A 16,261-nucleotide genomic window follows, 5' to 3' on the forward strand; every position below is an offset into this window, starting at 1 on the left:
GCCGGGCCTGCGACGTCGGGCCGGGGGCGGCTGCCCGCCCCCGGCCCGGCGTGCTCAGCGGTCCGCCGTGCCGCCCTCGGTGGGGCGGGGCGGGGAGCCGGGCGTGGCGGACGCGGCGCCCGCCAGCGACTCCCGGGCCGCCGTGACGACCGCCTCGGGGGTCAGCCCGAACTCCCGGAAGAGCGTCTTGTAGTCCGCCGAGGCGCCGAAGTGCTCGACCGAGATCGTGCGGCCGGCGTCGCCGACGAGGTCGCGCCACCCGAGGGAGACGCCGGCCTCCACCGAGACACGCGCGCGCACCATGGCGGGCAGCACCTGCTCGCGGTACTCGTCGGGCTGCTCGTCGAACCACTCGCGGCAGGGGACCGACACGACGCGGGTCGGGACGCCGTCGGCCTGGAGGGCCTCCCGGGCGGCGACCGCGATCTGCACCTCCGAGCCCGTCGCGAGGAGGATCACCTCGGGCGTGCCGCCCGCGGCCTCCGCAAGGACGTAGGCGCCGCGCGCCACGCCGTCGGCGGCCGCGAACGTGTCGCCGTCCGCCGCGCCGTCGCCGCGCTCGAACGTGGGGACGTTCTGCCGCGTCAGCACGATGCCGGCCGGGTTCGACGTCCGCTCGAGCACCGTCCGCCACGCCCACGAGACCTCGTTGGCGTCGGCGGGCCGGACGACGTCCAGGCCCGGGATGGCGCGCAGCGCGGCGAGGTGCTCGATCGGCTGGTGCGTCGGGCCGTCCTCGCCGAGGCCGATGGAGTCGTGCGTCCAGACGAACGTCGTCGGGATCTGCATGAGGGCCGCGAGCCGGACGGCGGGCCGCATGTAGTCCGAGAACACGAGGAACGTCCCGCCGTAGGGCCGCGTGCCCCCGTGCAGCGTGATCCCGTTGAGGATGGATCCCATCGCGTGCTCACGGATGCCGAAGTGGAGCGTCCGGCCGTACGGGTTCCCCTGCCAGCTCTTGGTGGAGCGGTGCGTGGGGATGAAGGAGGGCTCGCCCTCCATCGTCGTGTTGTTGGACTCCGCCAGGTCGGCGGAGCCGCCCCACAGCTCGGGCAGGACCGGCGCGAGTGCGGTGAGGACCTTGCCGGACGCGGCGCGGGTCGACACCTCCTTGCCGCCCTCGAAGACCGGCAGCGCGTCGGACCAGCCGGCCGGCAGCCGGCGCTCCGCGAGCCGGTCGAAGAGCTCCGCACGCTCGGGCTGGGCCGCGCGCCACTGCTGAAACGTCTCGTCCCAGGCGGCGTGCGCCTCGCGACCGCGGTCCACGACGCCACGGGCGTGGGCGAGCACCTCGTCCTCGACGACGAACGACGCCTCCGGGTCGAAGCCGAGGAGCTCCTTGAGCGCCGCGACCTCCTCCGTGCCGAGCGCGGAGCCGTGGATCTTCCCGGTGTTCTGCTTGGTCGGCGCCGGGTACCCGATGATGGTGCGCAGCGCGACGATGGAGGGTCGGCCCGTCTCCTCACGGGCCGCGCGGAGGGCGGCGTCCAGCGCGGGGACGTCCTCGTGGTAGCCGTCGGCGCCCTCGGTCCAGTCCACGCGCTGCGTGTGCCAGCCGTAGGCCGCGTACCGCGCGAGCACGTCCTCGGTGAACGCGACGTCCGTGTCGTCCTCGATCGAGATCTTGTTGTCGTCGTAGATCACGACGAGGTTGCCGAGCTCCTGGTGGCCGGCGAGCGACGACGCCTCCGACGTCACGCCCTCCTGGAGGTCGCCGTCGGACACGATGGCCCAGATCGTGTGGTCGAAGGGGCTCTGCCCGGCCGGCGTCTCCGGGTCGAAGAGCCCGCGCTCGCGCCGGGCGGCCATCGCCATCCCGACGGCCGAGGCGAGCCCCTGGCCCAGCGGACCGGTCGTGATCTCGACACCGTCCGTGTGCTTGTACTCCGGGTGGCCCGGGGTCCGCGAGCCCCAGGTCCGCAGGGATGCGATGTCCTCCAGCGTCAGGTCGTAGCCCGACAGGTAGAGCTGGAGGTACAGCGTCAGGGAGGAGTGGCCGGCTGAGAGGACGAAGCGGTCTCGCCCCGCCCAGTGGGAGTCGCTCGGGTCGTGCGCGAGGAGCTGCTGGAAGAGCAGGTACGCGGCCGGGGCCAGGCTCATCGCCGTCCCGGGGTGGCCGTTGCCGACCTTCTGCACGGCGTCCGCGGCCAGCACCTTGAGGGTGTCGACGGCGCGCCGGTCCAGGTCTGTCCAGGTCAGCTCGTCGGTGGGGGGCACGTTCACAGGACCTCTTTCCCGCCCGGGATCGTCCGGGCCATCAGCCTCGGCCGGCACCGGCCGAGTCGTCGTCTGTCGCGTCGAGCACCGTGGTCGAGACTACTCAGCGTCCCACCGTCAGGACGGGCGTGCCGGTTGGTGGGACGACGCCGCCCGGGCGACGGTCCTCAGGGCGCCTCGGCGTGCGCGGTGCCCGGTGACCGCTGTCACCTGAGCCGGGCCGCTGACCAGCGCGCCGTGGCCCTTACCATGGGTGGAGCACCCCCGACCGAACGGAGCCCCCGCACCGTGCTCAGAGCCAGCCCGGCCCCGGTCGAGCGGACGCCCGTGACGCCTGCCTCCGGGGACGGGACCACCGGTCCGCGCAGGCGGTGGGGCAGGGTCGGTGCGTTCGTGGCGCTGACGAAGCCGCGGATCATCGAGCTCCTCCTCGTGACCACCGTGCCCACGATGGTGCTCGCCGAGCGCGGCATGCCGTCGATCTGGCTCGTGCTCGCGACGCTCGTCGGAGGTGCCGCCTCGGCGGGGTCGGCGAACGCGCTCAACTGCTACATCGACCGGGACATCGACCGCGTCATGCACCGCACGAAGCGGCGACCCCTGGCGACGGGCGAGGTCGGTCCGCGGGAGGCGCTGGTCTTCGGGTTCGCGCTCGGCGCGTTCTCCCTGGTCTGGTTCGCGCTGACCGTCAACGTCCTCTCGGCGGCCCTGGCCCTCGGCGCGATCGTCCTGTACGTCGTCGGGTACACGATGATCCTCAAGCGACGGACGCCGCAGAACATCGTCTGGGGCGGGGTGGCCGGCTGCATGCCGGTGCTGATCGGCTGGTCGGCGGTGACCGGCAGCCTCGCGTGGGCCCCCGTCGCCCTGTTCGGCGTCATCTTCTTCTGGACGCCCCCGCACTACTGGCCGCTCTCGATGCGGTTCCGCCGGGACTACGCCGCGGCCGGCGTCCCGATGCTGCCGGTCGTCGCCTCGGACGTGCGCGTCGCCCGGGAGATGCTCGCGCACACCGTCGCGATGGTCGCGTCCTCGCTGGCCCTCGTGCCGCTCGCCGGGATGACGTGGGTGTACACGGCGGTGGCCGTCGCCCTCGGCCTGTGGTTCGGCGGAGCGACCGTGGCGTTCGCGCGCCGTGCGGGCAGCCGCCGGCCCGGTGTGAAGCTGCGCGAGATGTCGCTGTTCCACAAGTCGATCACGTACCTGACGCTGCTGTTCGTCGCGGTGGGCGTCGACCCGTTCCTGCCCCTGTGACCGGGCCCTGACGCCGGATGGTCGGGGGAGGGCGCAGCGCGGCGCCGCACCAGGAGCGCGGGACACCGGGGGCCGTCGAGGGCCCCGAGGTCCCGGCGGCGCTGGGCGACGCGCTGCGGACCTACCTCGACCACCTCGCCGTCGAACGCGGCCTCTCGGCCAACACGCTGTCCGCCTACCGGCGTGACCTCACCCGCTACCTGTCCTTCCTCGCCGGGCGCGGTCTGGGCACCCCCGCCGAGGTGCGGGAGCACGACGTCCGGGACTTCGTGGTCGACCTGAGGACCGGGCACGACGGCGCCCGCGGGCTGGCGGCGTCGTCGACCGCGCGCGTCGTCGCCGCGGTGCACGGGTGGCACCGCTTCTGCGCGATGGAGGGCATCAGCCACGACGACCCCTCCCGCGGCGTGCGGCCGCCGGCCCGGCCGCAGCGGCTGCCGAAGGCCCTCTCCACGGACGACGTCGAGCGCCTCCTCGAGGCCGCCGGCCTCGGCGACGGTCCCGTGCCGCTGCGGGACCGGGCGCTGCTGGAGCTCCTGTACTCGACCGGCGCGCGGATCAGCGAGGTCGTCGGCCTGGACGTCGACGAGCTCCACCTGGACCCGGCCGCGTCGTCGGTGCGGGTCTTCGGCAAGGGCAGCAAGGAGCGGGTCATCCCGGTGGGCTCGTACGCCCGCGAGGCGGTCGAGGCCTATCTGGTGCGCGGCCGGCCGGCTCTCGCGGCCGCCGGGCGGGGAGGGCCGGCCCTCTTCCTCAACACCCGGGGCGCGCGGCTGAGCAGGCAGAGCGCCTGGGCGGTCCTGCGGCTCGCCGCCCAGCGGGCCGGCATCGCGCGGGCCGACGACGTGTCCCCGCACACGCTGCGGCACTCCTTCGCCACCCACCTGCTGGCCGGAGGTGCCGACGTGCGCGTGGTGCAGGAGCTCCTCGGGCACGCCTCGGTGACGACGACGCAGATCTACACGCACGTGAGCGTCGACACGCTGCGCGAGGTGTACGCGGCGGCTCATCCCAGGGCCCTGTGACGCGGCGCGCGTCCCGCGTCCGACGGGGGTCGCTGCTGTAGCCTCGGCGCGTGAGACGCCAGGCCCCGGACGACCTCGACACCCCGCTGACCGACCCCGTCGGCCGGCCGCTGCCCGAGTTCCCGGACCCGGCTCCGCTGTCGGCCCACGGGCCGGCCCGCATCATCGCGCTGTGCAACCAGAAGGGCGGCGTCGGCAAGACGACGACCACCATCAACCTCGGCGCCGCGCTCGCCGGGTACGGCCGCCGCGTGCTCGTCGTCGACTTCGACCCGCAGGGCGCCGCGTCCGTCGGCCTGGGGACCAGCCCGCACGAGCTGGACCGCACCGTCTACAACCTGCTCATGGAGCGCGGCACCGACTGCCGCGAGATGGTGCGGGGGACGTCGGTCGAGGGCCTGGACCTGCTGCCCGCCAACATCGACCTCTCCGCCGCGGAGGTGCAGCTCGTCGGCGAGGTCGCCCGGGAGTCGATCCTCAGCCGGGTCCTGCGGCCGGCCGAGGAGGAGTACGACGTCATCCTCGTGGACTGCCAGCCGTCGCTGGGTCTGCTGACCGTCAACGCGCTCACCGCGGCGCACGGCGTCCTCATCCCGCTGGAGTGCGAGTTCTTCGCGCTGCGCGGCGTGGCGCTGCTGGTGGAGACCGTCGACAAGGTGCGCGACCGGCTCAACCCGCGGCTTCAGGTCGACGGGATCCTCGCGACCATGCACGACCCGCGCACCCTGCACTCGCGCGAGGTGCTGGCCCGGGTCCACGAAGCCTTCGGCGACCAGCTCCTGCACACCGTCATCGGTCGGACCGTGAAGTTCCCCGACTCCTCCGTGGCGGCCGAGCCGATCACCTCCTACGCGCCGAGCCACCCGGGCGCCACGGCGTACCGCCAGCTCGCGCGCGAGCTGGTGGCGCGTGGCGATGCGGCCTGAGGGCCCCCAGGACCCTGAGCCGACCGGGACCGCCGCGCGGGCGGGCGGGGCTGCCTTCGAGGTGCACCTCGACAACTTCACCGGTCCGTTCGACCTGCTCCTGGGCCTCATCGCCAAGCACAAGCTCGACATCACCGAGGTCGCGCTCGCGCAGGTGACGGACGAGTTCATCGCGGCGGTCCGCGCGGCGGAGGCCGGCGACGAGCCGTGGGAGCTCGGCCGGATCAGCGAGTTCCTCGTGGTCGCGGCGACGCTGCTGGACCTCAAGGCGGCACGCCTGCTCCCCGCGGGCGACGTGGAGGACGCCGAGGACCTCGAGATGCTGGAGGCGCGGGACCTCCTCTTCGCCCGGCTCCTGCAGTACCGGGCGTACAAGGACGTCGCCGCACGGCTGGCCGAGCAGCTGGAGCAGCAGGCGCGCAGCCTGCCCCGCGCGGTGGGCCTCGAGCCGCACCACGCGGCCCTGCTGCCCGACCTCGTCCTCGAGATCGGCCCGTCGGAGCTCGCGATCCTCGCTGCGCACGCCCTGCGGCCGCGCGTCACGCCGACCGTCGACATCGGCCACCTGCACGCCCCGGCCGTGAGCGTCCGGGAGCAGGCGGCGATCCTCGTGGACCGCCTGCGCCGCTCGGGCTCGGCGGCGTTCCGGACGCTGGTGCAGGACGCGGACTCCACCCTCGTCGTCGTGGTGCGGTTCCTCGCGGTCCTCGAGCTCTTCCGCGAGGGCGCGGTCGCGTTCGACCAGGTCAGCCCGCTGGGCGACCTCACGGTGCGCTGGACCGGCGGCCAGGACGGCGACGTCGAGGTCACCGACGACTACGACGACGCGGCGGAGCCGGCCGTGAGCGCGCAGGAGGGACAGGGATGACGACCCAGGACGACGCCACGCAGGACACCCGCGAGCGCGTCACGGCGGACCACGTCGCGGACGGCGCGGGACCCGCGCCGGACGAGCTGGCCTTCGACGTGGAGCAGCTGCCCGGGGGCGCTGCGGCGGCGCTCGAGGCGGTGCTCATGGTGGCGGACGAGCCGATCCCGGCCGTCCGGCTCGCGACGGCGCTCGGTCTGACGACGGAGCGCGTCGAGGCGCTCCTGAGCGGCCTCGCGGAGGAGTACGCGGGCGTCGACGGGGGCCGTCCGCGGGGCTTCGTGCTGCGCCACGTCGCGGAGGGCTGGCGGTTCTACTCGGCCACGGCGCACGCCGACGTCGTCGGGCGGTTCGTCCTCGACGGACAGACGGCCCGGCTCACCCACGCCGCGCTCGAGACGCTGGCGGTCATCGCCTACCGGCAGCCGGTCACCCGGGGTCAGGTCTCGGCGGTGCGCGGGGTCAACGTCGACTCGGTCGTGCGGACGCTCGTCGCCCGTGGCCTGGTGGCGGAGCAGGGCACGGAGCCCAGCGGTGCCGTCCTGTACGGGACGACGTCGTACTTCCTGGAGCGCCTGGGGATGACGAGCCTGGACGAGCTGCCCCCGCTCGCGCCGTACCTGCCGGACCTCGAGGGGTTCGACGTCGACGGTGACGGGCGTCGCGACGCGGGAGGAGAGGGCTGATGGCACAGGGTCGTGGTGCAGGAGCACGGGGGAACGCGGGCGGGAGCCCGGGTGCGGCTCGGACCGGGGGCACCGGTGGTCGTGCCGGCGGGCAGGGGAGCGGGGCACGCGGGACCGCCGCAGTGGCCGTGCCGGGGGTGCGGGTGGCCGTCCGCCCCGTCCCGCACGCGCCCCGTCCCGACCCGCCGAGCCCCCGCGCGACGTGCACGACCCGGACGGCGTGCGGCTGCAGAAGGTCCTCGCCACCGCGGGCCTCGGCTCGCGACGCAAGTGCGAGGAGCTCATCAGCGACGGCCGGGTGAGCGTCGACGGCGTCGTCGTGCGCGAGCTCGGCGTCCGGGTCGACCCGCGCGGCGCCACCATCCACGTCGACGGGATGCGCCTGCAGCTCGACACGTCGCTGGTCACCCTCGCGCTCAACAAGCCCGCCGGCGTCGTGTCGACCATGCACGACCCGCAGGGGCGGCCGTCCCTCGCCCCGTTCGTGGCGGACCGCGCGGAGCGGCTGTTCCACGTCGGGCGCCTCGACGCGGAGACCGAGGGCCTGCTGCTCCTCACGAACGACGGCGAGCTCGCGAACCGCCTGGCCCATCCCGCGCACGGCGTCCTCAAGACCTACCTCGCCACCGTGGAGGGCAGCGTGCGACCCGGCGTCGGGGCGCGCCTGCGCCGCGGCGTCGAGCTCGAGGACGGTCCTGTGGTGGTCGACGGGTTCCGCGTGGTCGACGCGACGCCCGGGGCAACGATGGTCGAGGTCGTGATCCACGAGGGTCGCAACCGCGTGGTGCGTCGCCTCTTCGAGGAGGTGGGCCACCCGGTGACGCGGCTCGTGCGGACCCAGGTGGGCCCGATCCGCCTCGGCGACCTGCGTCCGGGGCGCACGCGGGTGCTGGGCCGCGAGGAGCTGGGCCGTCTCATGGCGGACGTGGGCCTGTAGCGGTCGCCGTCGCGCCGTGCCGCCGCCCGGCGGTCGGTCCCGCCGCGCTCACGGGCCGGTCGGCCCGGGTCGGCGCCGACGACGGCCGGTAGTCTCGCGCCGTCCCGCAGGCGGCGGGACGTGGAGGAGGTGCACCGTGACCGTCCGCGCGATCCGTGGGGCGACCCAGCTCGACCGGGACGAGCGGGAGCACCTGTTCGAGCGCACCGGCGAGCTGGTCCGCGAGGTGCTGCGCGCGAACGACCTCGCGGTCGACGACCTCGTCTCGATCCTCTTCACCTGCACCCCGGACCTGCGCAGCGACTTCCCCGCCGCGGCCGCGCGCGAGATGGGCATGGGCGACGTCCCCCTCATGTGCGCGGTCGAGATCGACGTCCCGCAGGCCCTGCCGCGGGTCGTGCGGCTCATGGCCCACGTCAACGTCGACCGCCCCCGCACCGACATCCGCCACGTCTACCTGCACGGCGCGACCGTGCTCCGCAAGGACCTCGCGCAGTGAGCGTGCCCGGGAACTCCTCGACGCCAGGGACGGGACCGGCGCCCGCGGCCACGCGCGGTCCCGTGCGGATCGTCGGGACGGGTCTGCTGGGCACGAGCATCGGGCTGGCCCTGCGCGCCCACGGGGTGGATGTCGTCCTGCACGACCCCTCGCGCACGACCGCGGTCCTCGCCCGGGACGTCGGCGCGGGCCGCCTGGCGACCGCGGACGACGCCCCCCGGCTCGTCGTCGTCGCGGCGCCCCCCGACGTCACGCCGGACGTGGTCCTCGCCGAGCTGGCCGCGCACCCGGGCGCGGTCGTCACCGACGTCGCCAGCGTGAAGAGCGCGGTGCTGGCCGAGCTGGAGCGGTCCGGTGCCGACCTGGCGCGCTACGTGGGCTCCCACCCGATGGCGGGCTCGGAGCGGTCCGGGCCGACGGCGGCGCGGGCGGACCTGTTCGCGGGCCGTCCGTGGGTCGTCGTGGGGTCCGGGGCGTCGAGCCCGCAGGCGGTGCTCGCCGTGCGCGACCTCGCCGCCGACGTCGGCGCCGCACCGGTCATGCTCGACGCGCGCGCTCACGACGACGCCGTCGCCCTCGTCTCCCACGTCCCCCAGATCGCGGCGTCGCTGGTCGCCGCCCGTCTCGCCGACGCGGACCCGGCGGCGCTGGCGCTCGCCGGGCAGGGCCTGCGGGACGTCACGCGCATCGCCGCGAGCGACCCGGGGCTGTGGACCTCCATCCTCGCCGCCAACGCCGAGGCCGTCGTGCCGGTGCTGGACGTGCTCCGCTCGGACCTGGACCGCCTGCTCGGCGCGCTGCGGCACGCCGCGGTGGCCCGCGACGCCGAGTCCGTGGTCGCCGGGGCGCTCGGCACGGTCGCCGAGGCCATCGCGGCCGGCAACGCCGGCGTGAGCCGGGTCCCGGGCAAGCACGGCGGCATCCGGCGGGCGTACGACGTCGTGACCGTGCTCGTGCCCGACCGGCCCGGCGAGCTGGCGCGGCTCCTGGCGGAGGTCGGCGCCGCCGGGGTGAACCTCGAGGAGCTGCAGCTCGAGCACGCGCCCAGCCAGCCGGTCGGCCTGGCGTCGCTGTCGGTGCTGCGCGGGCTCCGCGACACGCTGGAGCGCGCGCTGACCGAGCGCGGCTGGCGCCTGGCAGGATCCTCCGGCGGATGACACCCACCCGTCCCGCACCCCACGAGGAGGCTGCCGTGCCCCACCCGGACACCGGAGGCGCCGGTCGTCCCGTCGTCGTCGCCGTCGACGGACCGTCCGGCTCCGGGAAGTCGAGCGTGTGCCGGCGCGTCGCCGCCGCGCTGGGCCTGGCGTACCTCGACACCGGGGCGATGTACCGCGCGGCGACGTGGTGGTGCCTCGAGCGCGGCGTCGACCTCGCCGACGAGGACGCCGTCACCGCGGCCGTGCGGGACATGCCGCTCGAGGTGGGCGTGGACCCCCAGGCCCCCACGTTCACGGTCGACGGCACGGACGTGGCGGCCGCGATCCGCACCACCGCGATCTCCTCGGTGGTGAGCCGGGTGGCGATGAACCTCGAGGCGCGCGCGGACCTCGGCACCCGCCAGCGGGCCGTCATCGGCGCCGAGCGGGGACCCAGGGGGTGGAGCGGCGGCCGCGGCGTCGTCGTCGAGGGCCGCGACATCACCACGGTGATCGCACCGGACGCGGACGTGCGGATCCTGCTCACGGCGAGCGAGGAGGCGCGCCTGGCGCGCCGGGCCTTGGAGGTCCACGGCAGCGCGGACACGGCGAGCGTGGCGGCGACGCGGGACCAGGTGGTCCGACGCGACGCGCAGGACTCCACGGTCGTGGACTTCCTCACCGCCGCCGACGGCGTCGTCACCGTCGACTCCTCCGACCTCGACCTGGAGCAGACGGTCGACGCGGTCCTCGCGGTGGTCCGCGAGGTCGCGGCGCGGTGAGCACCCGATGAGCGCCCGATGAGCGCAGCGAGGGCGACGACCGGCGGGGGCCTGCCCGTCCCGTCGGAGTCCGGCCCCCGGTGGTCGCGCCAGATCGGCCGCTTCCTGGCCCACGTCGTGTGGGACACCGAGGTGCTCGACGCCCACCACGTGCCCCTGGACGGGCCGGTGATCATCTCCGCCAACCACATCGGGTTCGTCGACGGCCCGCTCGTGCACGGGGTGGTCCCGCGCGGCACGCACATCCTCGTCAAGGAGGAGATGTTCCGCGGTCCGGTCGGGTCCGTCCTGCGCGCAGCCGGGCAGATCCCGGTGGACCGCCACGGGGGCCGTCCGGCGCTCGCCGCAGGGCTCGGTGTGCTGCGGCGCGGCGGCGCCGTCGGGATCTTCCCCGAGGGGGTGCGCGGGCGCGGCGACGCGACCCAGGCGCGCGCCGGCGTCGCGTGGCTGGCCGTGAACTCGGGAGCGCCCGTGGTGCCCACGGCGGTCCTCGGCACGCGGCGGACCGGCGAGGCCGTCGGGCACGTGCCCGGGCTGCGGCGCCGGCTCGTCGTGGCGTTCGGCACGCCGGTCCACCTGGACCGCGCCCCCGGGGTGAGCGGTCGTCAGGTGGTGGCGGAGGCGCACGAGGTGCTGCGGGTGACCCTCGCGGAGCACGTTCGGGCGACCGTCGCCCGGACCGGGCTCGTGCTGCCGGACGACGCCCCGCTCGGGGACGGCTGAGCCTCGGCGCCGCGGGCGTGAGGGCCCGGTTCGTCGTCGGGTGCCGCGGCAGGGGAGGATGGACCCCATGACCGACCAGCCCCACGCCGACCGCACCCAGCTCGACGAGCCCCGCCCCGCCGCCGAGGAGCTCGCCGACGCCGCGGGGCTGACCGGCGCGCCCGCGGACCCGCACGAGGCCGCGGGCCTCGACGGCGAGGGTGCAGGCGAGGACGGGGACGCCGAGGACGACGAACCGTCCCTCGAGCCGACCTCCGCGCGGGCCGGCGCGGAGACCGACGACGACCTGGTCCGCGCGCAGTCGCTGCGGGCCGGCCTGGAGGACTACGACCTCTCGGGCGAGGACCTGGCGCTGCTGGACCACCCCGGCGAGGGCGACGCCGACGCGGCGCCGAAGGGCCCGCTGCCGGTCCTGGCCGTCGTCGGGCGGCCGAACGTCGGCAAGTCCACGCTCGTCAACCGGATCCTCGGTCGCCGGGAGGCTGTCGTCGAGGACACGCCCGGTGTCACCCGGGACCGCGTGAGCTACCCGGCGGAGTGGGCGGGCACCGACTTCACGCTCGTGGACACCGGCGGCTGGGAGGTCGACGTCGCCGGCATGGAGGCGCGCGTCGCGGAGCAGGCCGAGGTGGCGATCGAGCTGGCCGACGTCGTGCTGTTCGTCGTCGACGCGACCGTGGGCCCGACGGCGACGGACGAGAAGGTCGTCCGCCTGCTGCGCAAGGCGAAGAAGCCGGTCGTGCTGGCCGCCAACAAGGTCGACGGGCCCCGCCAGGAGTCCGACGCTGCCGCCCTGTGGAGCCTCGGCCTCGGCGAGCCGCACCCCATCTCGGCGCTGCACGGCCGCGGCACGGGTGACCTCCTGGACGCCGCGGTGAAGAAGCTGCCGGAGACGGCGCAGTTCGGGGGGGTGCTGCGCCCGGAGGGTCCGCGGCGCGTCGCGCTCGTGGGCCGGCCGAACGTCGGCAAGTCCAGCCTGCTCAACAGGCTGGCCGGCTCGGAGCGCGTCGTCGTCGACGCCACGGCCGGCACGACCCGGGACCCGGTCGACGAGCTCATCGCCCTCGGCGGCAAGCCGTGGGTGTTCGTGGACACCGCCGGCATCCGCCGGCGCGTGCACCAGACCAAGGGCGCGGACTTCTACGCGTCGCTGCGCACGCAGGCCGCGATCGAGAAGGCCGAGGTCGCTGTCGTGCTCGTCGACGCGAGCGTGCCGATGACGGAGCAGGACACGCGCGTCATCCAGCAGGTCATCGACGCCGGCCGCGCGCTCGTCATCGCGTACAACAAGTGGGACCTCATGGACGAGGACCGCCGGCCGTTCCTCGAGCGCGAGATCGAGCAGGACCTCGTGCAGATCCAGTGGGCACCGCGCGTGAACCTGTCCGCGCAGACCGGGTGGCACAAGAACCGGCTGGTACCGGCGATCGAGCGCGCGCTCGACTCGTGGGACACCCGGATCCCCACGGGCCGGCTCAACGCGTTCCTCGGCGAGATGGTCGCGGCGCACCCGCACCCGCTGCGCGGCGGCAAGCAGCCGCGGATCCTCTTCGCGACGCAGGCGGACACGCGGCCCCCGCGGTTCGTCATCTTCGCGACCGGCTTCCTCGAGGCCGGCTACCGCCGGTTCATCGAGCGGCGCCTGCGGGAGACGTTCGGCTTCGAGGGCACGCCGATCTCCATCTCGGTGCGGGTGCGGGAGAAGCGCAAGCGGTGAGCACGGCGTCGGCGGGGCGTCCAGCGGCGTCGCCGTCGGGCGTGGCCCAGCGTCCGGTGCTGCTGCGCTGGGGCATGCCGCGCGACCCCGCGGCCTCGCGACACCTCGCGGCGTTCCTGGTCACGACCGTGGCGAGCGTCCTGCTGACGCGGGCCTTCCTCGCCGCCGCGGGCTACCCGCAGATCGGTGGCGGTGGCCTCCACGTCGCGCACGTCCTGTGGGGCGGCCTGCTCATGGCGCTCGCCTTCGTGCTGCTGCTGTCCTTCGCCGGGCCGGTGGTGCGACCCCTGGGCGCCCTCGTCGGCGGGGTCGGCTTCGGCCTGTTCATCGACGAGATCGGCAAGTTCGTCACGTCCGACAACGACTACTTCTACGAGCCGACGGCCGCGCTCATCTACGTGACCGTCGTCGCGCTGGTCCTCATCGCCGAGGCGCTGCACGGGCGGCGACCGCACCGGCCGGAGGAGTACCTGGCCGGGGCGGCGGACCACGCGGTGTCGGGGCTGACGGGCGGCTTCACCCCACGGACGCGGGACGAGGCGCACGGCCTCCTCGAGCGCGCCGGCGACGTGCCCGGTGCGCAGGAGGTGCGCCGGCTCCTGGACGAGATCGAGGAGGACCACGCCGAGCTGCCGAACGTCGTCGACCGCAGCGCCGCGCTCGTCGTCACGGGCTTCCGACGGCTCGTGACGGCGCGGTGGGTGCCGTGGGTGACCGTCGGCGCCCTCCTGCTGGCCACCGGCGCCGGGGTGCTGCAGGGGCTGCTGGCGTGGTCCAGCGGCACGGACGTCCCGGGGTGGATGCTCGTGGCGCTCGTCGTGAGCGCGGGGGTGTCGACGCTCGTCGCGCTGGTGGGGCTGGCGGTCGTCCGGCGGAACCGGCCACGGGCGTACCGGCTGTTCCGGCGCGCGGTGCTCGTGAGCCTGCTGGTCACGCAGGTCTTCGTGTTCCGGCTGCAGGAGTGGGCGGCGACGGCCGGACTGCTCGTCGACCTCGTGGTGCTGGGTCTCGTCGTCGCCGAGCTGAGCCAGATGGAGGCGGCCGAGGCACGCCGCGAGGCGGCGGCGAGGGAGGCCGAGGACGCCCGCGCGGCGGGCACGGCGTCCGACGGCGGGCCGGAGGTGCGGTAGAGTATCGGCGGCTCGACGAGCCGTTCGGGATGTGGCGCAGCTTGGTAGCGCACTTGACTGGGGGTCAAGGGGTCGCAGGTTCAAATCCTGTCATCCCGACAGTGAAAGAGCAGGTCAGAGGGCCGTTCCGCTTCCGCGGAGCGGCCCTCTGGTCGCCGAGGGACGCCTCAGGGGGAGCCCAAGTACGCTCTGGACGAACATGGCATCGACGTGCCACGGATGGGTGGCGCGTCCGCGCGAGCCGAGCCTATGTGAGGCCAGTTCCGTGTCAGCGAGCGGAGGGTGTCCAGGCACGACAGCTGCTGACCGCGCGCCCACGTCAGCGCTTGTCCAGTCAGTTTGCGGACGCCATCGGATGCGCGTGGCCAGCGCGGCGTTGTGGTGCGCCTGTCAAACGACGGCTGAAAGCGGACCCCTTGCGACGGGTGAAACGGGACCCCTCGGGTGTGGGGTTGTCAGTCGGTCACAGCCGCCGGTGGGCGGCCGAGGTCGCGGTTCTAGAGTCGGTAGGAGTCGCCCTTGAGGGCGATGACGTCGGCGTGGTGGACGAGCCGATCGATCCTCGCGGCGGCGACGGTGTCGTCGCCGAAGTCCTCGCCCTAGCGGCCGGAGGGCTTGTTCGAGGTCACGATCAAGGACGCTCGTTCGTAGCGGGCCGAGACGCGCTCGAAGAACTGGTTCGCGGCCTCAGGTTCGAAGGGGATGTGACCGACCTGGTCGACGACCAGCAGCGGGGTAGCGACCCAGGCGGCATAGCTCGTCCTTCAGGCGCCCGTCGTGGTGGGCGGTCGCGAGTCGGTCCACCCACTCCGCGGCGGTGGCGAACAGGACGCGGTGCCAGGCTTGGCAGGCGCGCATCGCGATCCCGGTCGCGAGCTGGGTGTTGCCGGTGCCGGGCGGGCCGAGGACGGGACCCCTCACCAGGGTCTTGCTGACCTAAAACGATTAAGATACCGTGGCCGGACCCAGCCGGGCGTTGGTCACGGCGCTCGGTATGTCGACTCAACGAGGAGGTCCGACGTGAGGACGCACCGCATCCACAACTGGGCAAAGTTTGTGACGTCGGTCGCCGGTGTCGGGGTCTTGACCGCCACAGGCGCAACGACCGCAATGGCCGCGGTAGACACGCAGGTGCAGGTTGCCGTGCCGGCGGACCCGCAGTGCACCAAGGGGGACCCGCCGCATATCGTCGGTCACCGCGGTAGCGCGGGGCTGTCTCCGGAGAACACGATTGCAAGTTTTGAACAAGCTGCCGACGCCGAGGCCGACTACATCGAGGTGGACGTCAATCTCAGTGCCGACGGTGAGCTGGTGCTGTTCCACGACACGACAGGCGCGCGGACCACGAATGTGGCTGAGGTGTTTCCCGACCGTGCCGACGACCCCCTGGTGACCTTCACATTCGAGGAGCTCCGCCAGCTGGACGCCGGGTCGTACTTCAGCGATGAGTTCGACGGGGAGCTCGTCCCGACCCTGGTGGAGGCAGCCCAGGCCACCGACCCTCAGACCGGGATCAGCATCGAGCTCAAGTCACCACAGAACTCGCCGGGTGTCGAGCAGGCGCTGGCGACGGCCCTGGAGGACAACCGGTACTGGCAGCGGCTCATTGCACGGGACCAGATCCTGGTGAGCTCGTTCGACGAGCAGTCGCTGAGAATGTTCCACGAGCTGGCCCCGCACATCCCGGTGCTCTACATCGGCGACGTACCTGAGTCCGACGCGGAACTCGCAGACCTGGCGACGTGGGCGGACGGCATCGTGACGAACTATCGCAACCTCGACCCGGCCGACGTTCAGCGCGTCCAGGCCACCGGTCTGACCATCGATGTGTACACCGTGAACAGCGTCGATCACATGCTGGCGGTCACCGAACTTGGAGTCGACTCGGTGATCACGGACTTCCCGGATGTACTTGCCCGCGTGCAGTGCGGGCTGGACCCCATTCCTGGGGCCAACGGGATCGAGGTGCTCGACGTGGTGGAGGACGTCCCGGGGAGTGATCTGCAGCCGGAGACGGGTGAGCACGTGGTGCTGACCAATACGGGCGACACCACGGTGGACGTCAGCGGCTACGTGCTCCAGGATGCCGTGATCAATCGCCTGGTGGTCGGCGAGGGCTACACACTGGCCCCCGGCGCCACGCTCAACGTCTACACGGGCACGGGTACCAATACCGCGGACAAGTACTACGTCGGTGGTACCTCGAACGTGCTGAACAACAGCGGGGACAGCATCGCCGTGTTCACCCCGGACCTGGAGCTGGTGGACCTCTACGCGTACTACTGAGCGACCGCCGCCCACCCAGCGACGGTGACGGTTGCCGCTGCTGGGCGGCCACCTGAGGCCGGGCGGCGAACT

The 16,261-nt window shown here is 73.9% G+C and carries 15 protein-coding genes, 1 tRNA gene and 1 pseudogene; 14 read left to right on the forward strand and 3 right to left on the reverse strand.

The window, feature by feature from the left end:
* Positions 1 to 54: 54 nt before the first annotated feature.
* Positions 55 to 2,223 carry a transketolase gene (gene tkt / locus LG379_RS09805; RefSeq protein WP_225754367.1) on the reverse strand — a complete coding sequence of 723 codons (2,169 nt, stop codon included), beginning with the start codon at positions 2,221 to 2,223 and terminating at the stop codon, positions 55 to 57.
* A 243-nt stretch (positions 2,224 to 2,466) separates the two neighbouring features.
* Between tkt and LG379_RS09810 the strand changes: the two genes are divergently transcribed.
* The 13 genes from LG379_RS09810 to LG379_RS09870 all read left to right on the forward strand — a co-directional run bounded on the left by LG379_RS09810 (position 2,467) and on the right by LG379_RS09870 (position 14,002).
* The gene (locus tag LG379_RS09810) at positions 2,467 to 3,471 is read left to right on the forward strand and encodes a heme o synthase (RefSeq protein ID WP_370634487.1); all 1,005 of its coding nucleotides are present in this window, start codon (positions 2,467 to 2,469) and stop codon (positions 3,469 to 3,471) included.
* Between the two features lie 17 nt (positions 3,472 to 3,488).
* Positions 3,489 to 4,496, forward strand: coding sequence for a site-specific tyrosine recombinase XerD (gene xerD / locus LG379_RS09815; RefSeq protein ID WP_225754368.1), 1,008 nt, complete (start codon positions 3,489 to 3,491; stop codon positions 4,494 to 4,496).
* 50 nt (positions 4,497 to 4,546) lie between these two features.
* Positions 4,547 to 5,422 carry a ParA family protein gene (locus tag LG379_RS09820; protein WP_225754369.1) on the forward strand — a complete coding sequence of 292 codons (876 nt, stop codon included), beginning with the start codon at positions 4,547 to 4,549 and terminating at the stop codon, positions 5,420 to 5,422.
* A complete protein-coding gene (locus tag LG379_RS09825; RefSeq protein WP_225754932.1) occupies positions 5,412 to 6,290 on the forward strand; it encodes a ScpA family protein in 879 nt (292 codons plus the stop codon). Before LG379_RS09820 ends, LG379_RS09825 begins: the two co-directional genes overlap by 11 nt.
* A complete protein-coding gene (locus LG379_RS09830) occupies positions 6,287 to 6,976 on the forward strand; it encodes an SMC-Scp complex subunit ScpB (protein ID WP_225754370.1) in 690 nt (229 codons plus the stop codon). The genes LG379_RS09825 and LG379_RS09830 overlap by 4 nt, the downstream gene beginning before the upstream one ends.
* Positions 6,977 to 7,196: 220 nt before the next feature.
* On the forward strand, positions 7,197 to 7,913 hold the full coding sequence (locus LG379_RS09835; RefSeq protein WP_370634488.1) for a pseudouridine synthase: 717 nt from the start codon (positions 7,197 to 7,199) through the stop codon (positions 7,911 to 7,913).
* A gap of 136 nt (positions 7,914 to 8,049) precedes the next feature.
* Entirely contained in the window at positions 8,050 to 8,412 is a 363-nt protein-coding gene (aroH, locus tag LG379_RS09840; protein WP_225754372.1) for a chorismate mutase, read from the forward strand.
* A complete protein-coding gene (locus LG379_RS09845) occupies positions 8,409 to 9,569 on the forward strand; it encodes a prephenate dehydrogenase (RefSeq protein WP_225754373.1) in 1,161 nt (386 codons plus the stop codon). Before aroH ends, LG379_RS09845 begins: the two co-directional genes overlap by 4 nt.
* Entirely contained in the window at positions 9,566 to 10,333 is a 768-nt protein-coding gene (cmk, locus tag LG379_RS09850; RefSeq protein WP_225754374.1) for a (d)CMP kinase, read from the forward strand. Before LG379_RS09845 ends, cmk begins: the two co-directional genes overlap by 4 nt.
* 18 nt (positions 10,334 to 10,351) lie before the next feature.
* On the forward strand, positions 10,352 to 11,056 hold the full coding sequence (locus LG379_RS09855) for a 1-acyl-sn-glycerol-3-phosphate acyltransferase (RefSeq protein ID WP_225754375.1): 705 nt from the start codon (positions 10,352 to 10,354) through the stop codon (positions 11,054 to 11,056).
* Between the two features lie 67 nt (positions 11,057 to 11,123).
* Positions 11,124 to 12,773: a ribosome biogenesis GTPase Der gene (gene der / locus LG379_RS09860; RefSeq protein WP_225754376.1), complete on the forward strand. Its 1,650-nt coding sequence runs from the start codon at positions 11,124 to 11,126 to the stop codon at positions 12,771 to 12,773.
* Positions 12,770 to 13,903 (forward strand): hypothetical protein, encoded by a 1,134-nt coding sequence (locus LG379_RS09865; protein WP_225754377.1) that lies wholly within the window; start codon positions 12,770 to 12,772, stop codon positions 13,901 to 13,903. Before der ends, LG379_RS09865 begins: the two co-directional genes overlap by 4 nt.
* Positions 13,904 to 13,928: 25 nt before the next feature.
* A tRNA-Pro gene (locus LG379_RS09870) sits at positions 13,929 to 14,002 on the forward strand.
* Positions 14,003 to 14,400: 398 nt separating this feature from the next.
* Here the strand turns inward: LG379_RS09870 and LG379_RS16985 are convergent.
* Together LG379_RS16985 and LG379_RS16990 are read right to left on the reverse strand one after the other, a co-directional pair.
* Positions 14,401 to 14,634: pseudogene (locus LG379_RS16985) on the reverse strand (ATP-binding protein).
* The gene (locus LG379_RS16990) at positions 14,591 to 14,761 is read right to left on the reverse strand and encodes a hypothetical protein (RefSeq protein ID WP_304522453.1); all 171 of its coding nucleotides are present in this window, start codon (positions 14,759 to 14,761) and stop codon (positions 14,591 to 14,593) included. Before LG379_RS16990 ends, LG379_RS16985 begins: the two are co-directional and overlap by 44 nt.
* A gap of 162 nt (positions 14,762 to 14,923) precedes the next feature.
* Here LG379_RS16990 and LG379_RS09880 point away from each other — a divergent pair, with 162 nt between their 5' ends.
* Entirely contained in the window at positions 14,924 to 16,189 is a 1,266-nt protein-coding gene (locus LG379_RS09880; protein ID WP_225754378.1) for a glycerophosphodiester phosphodiesterase family protein, read from the forward strand.
* Positions 16,190 to 16,261 lie beyond the last annotated feature (72 nt).

The sequence above is a fragment of the Actinotalea sp. Marseille-Q4924 genome, assembly GCF_916618755.1.
GTDB lineage: Bacteria > Actinomycetota > Actinomycetes > Actinomycetales > Cellulomonadaceae > Actinotalea.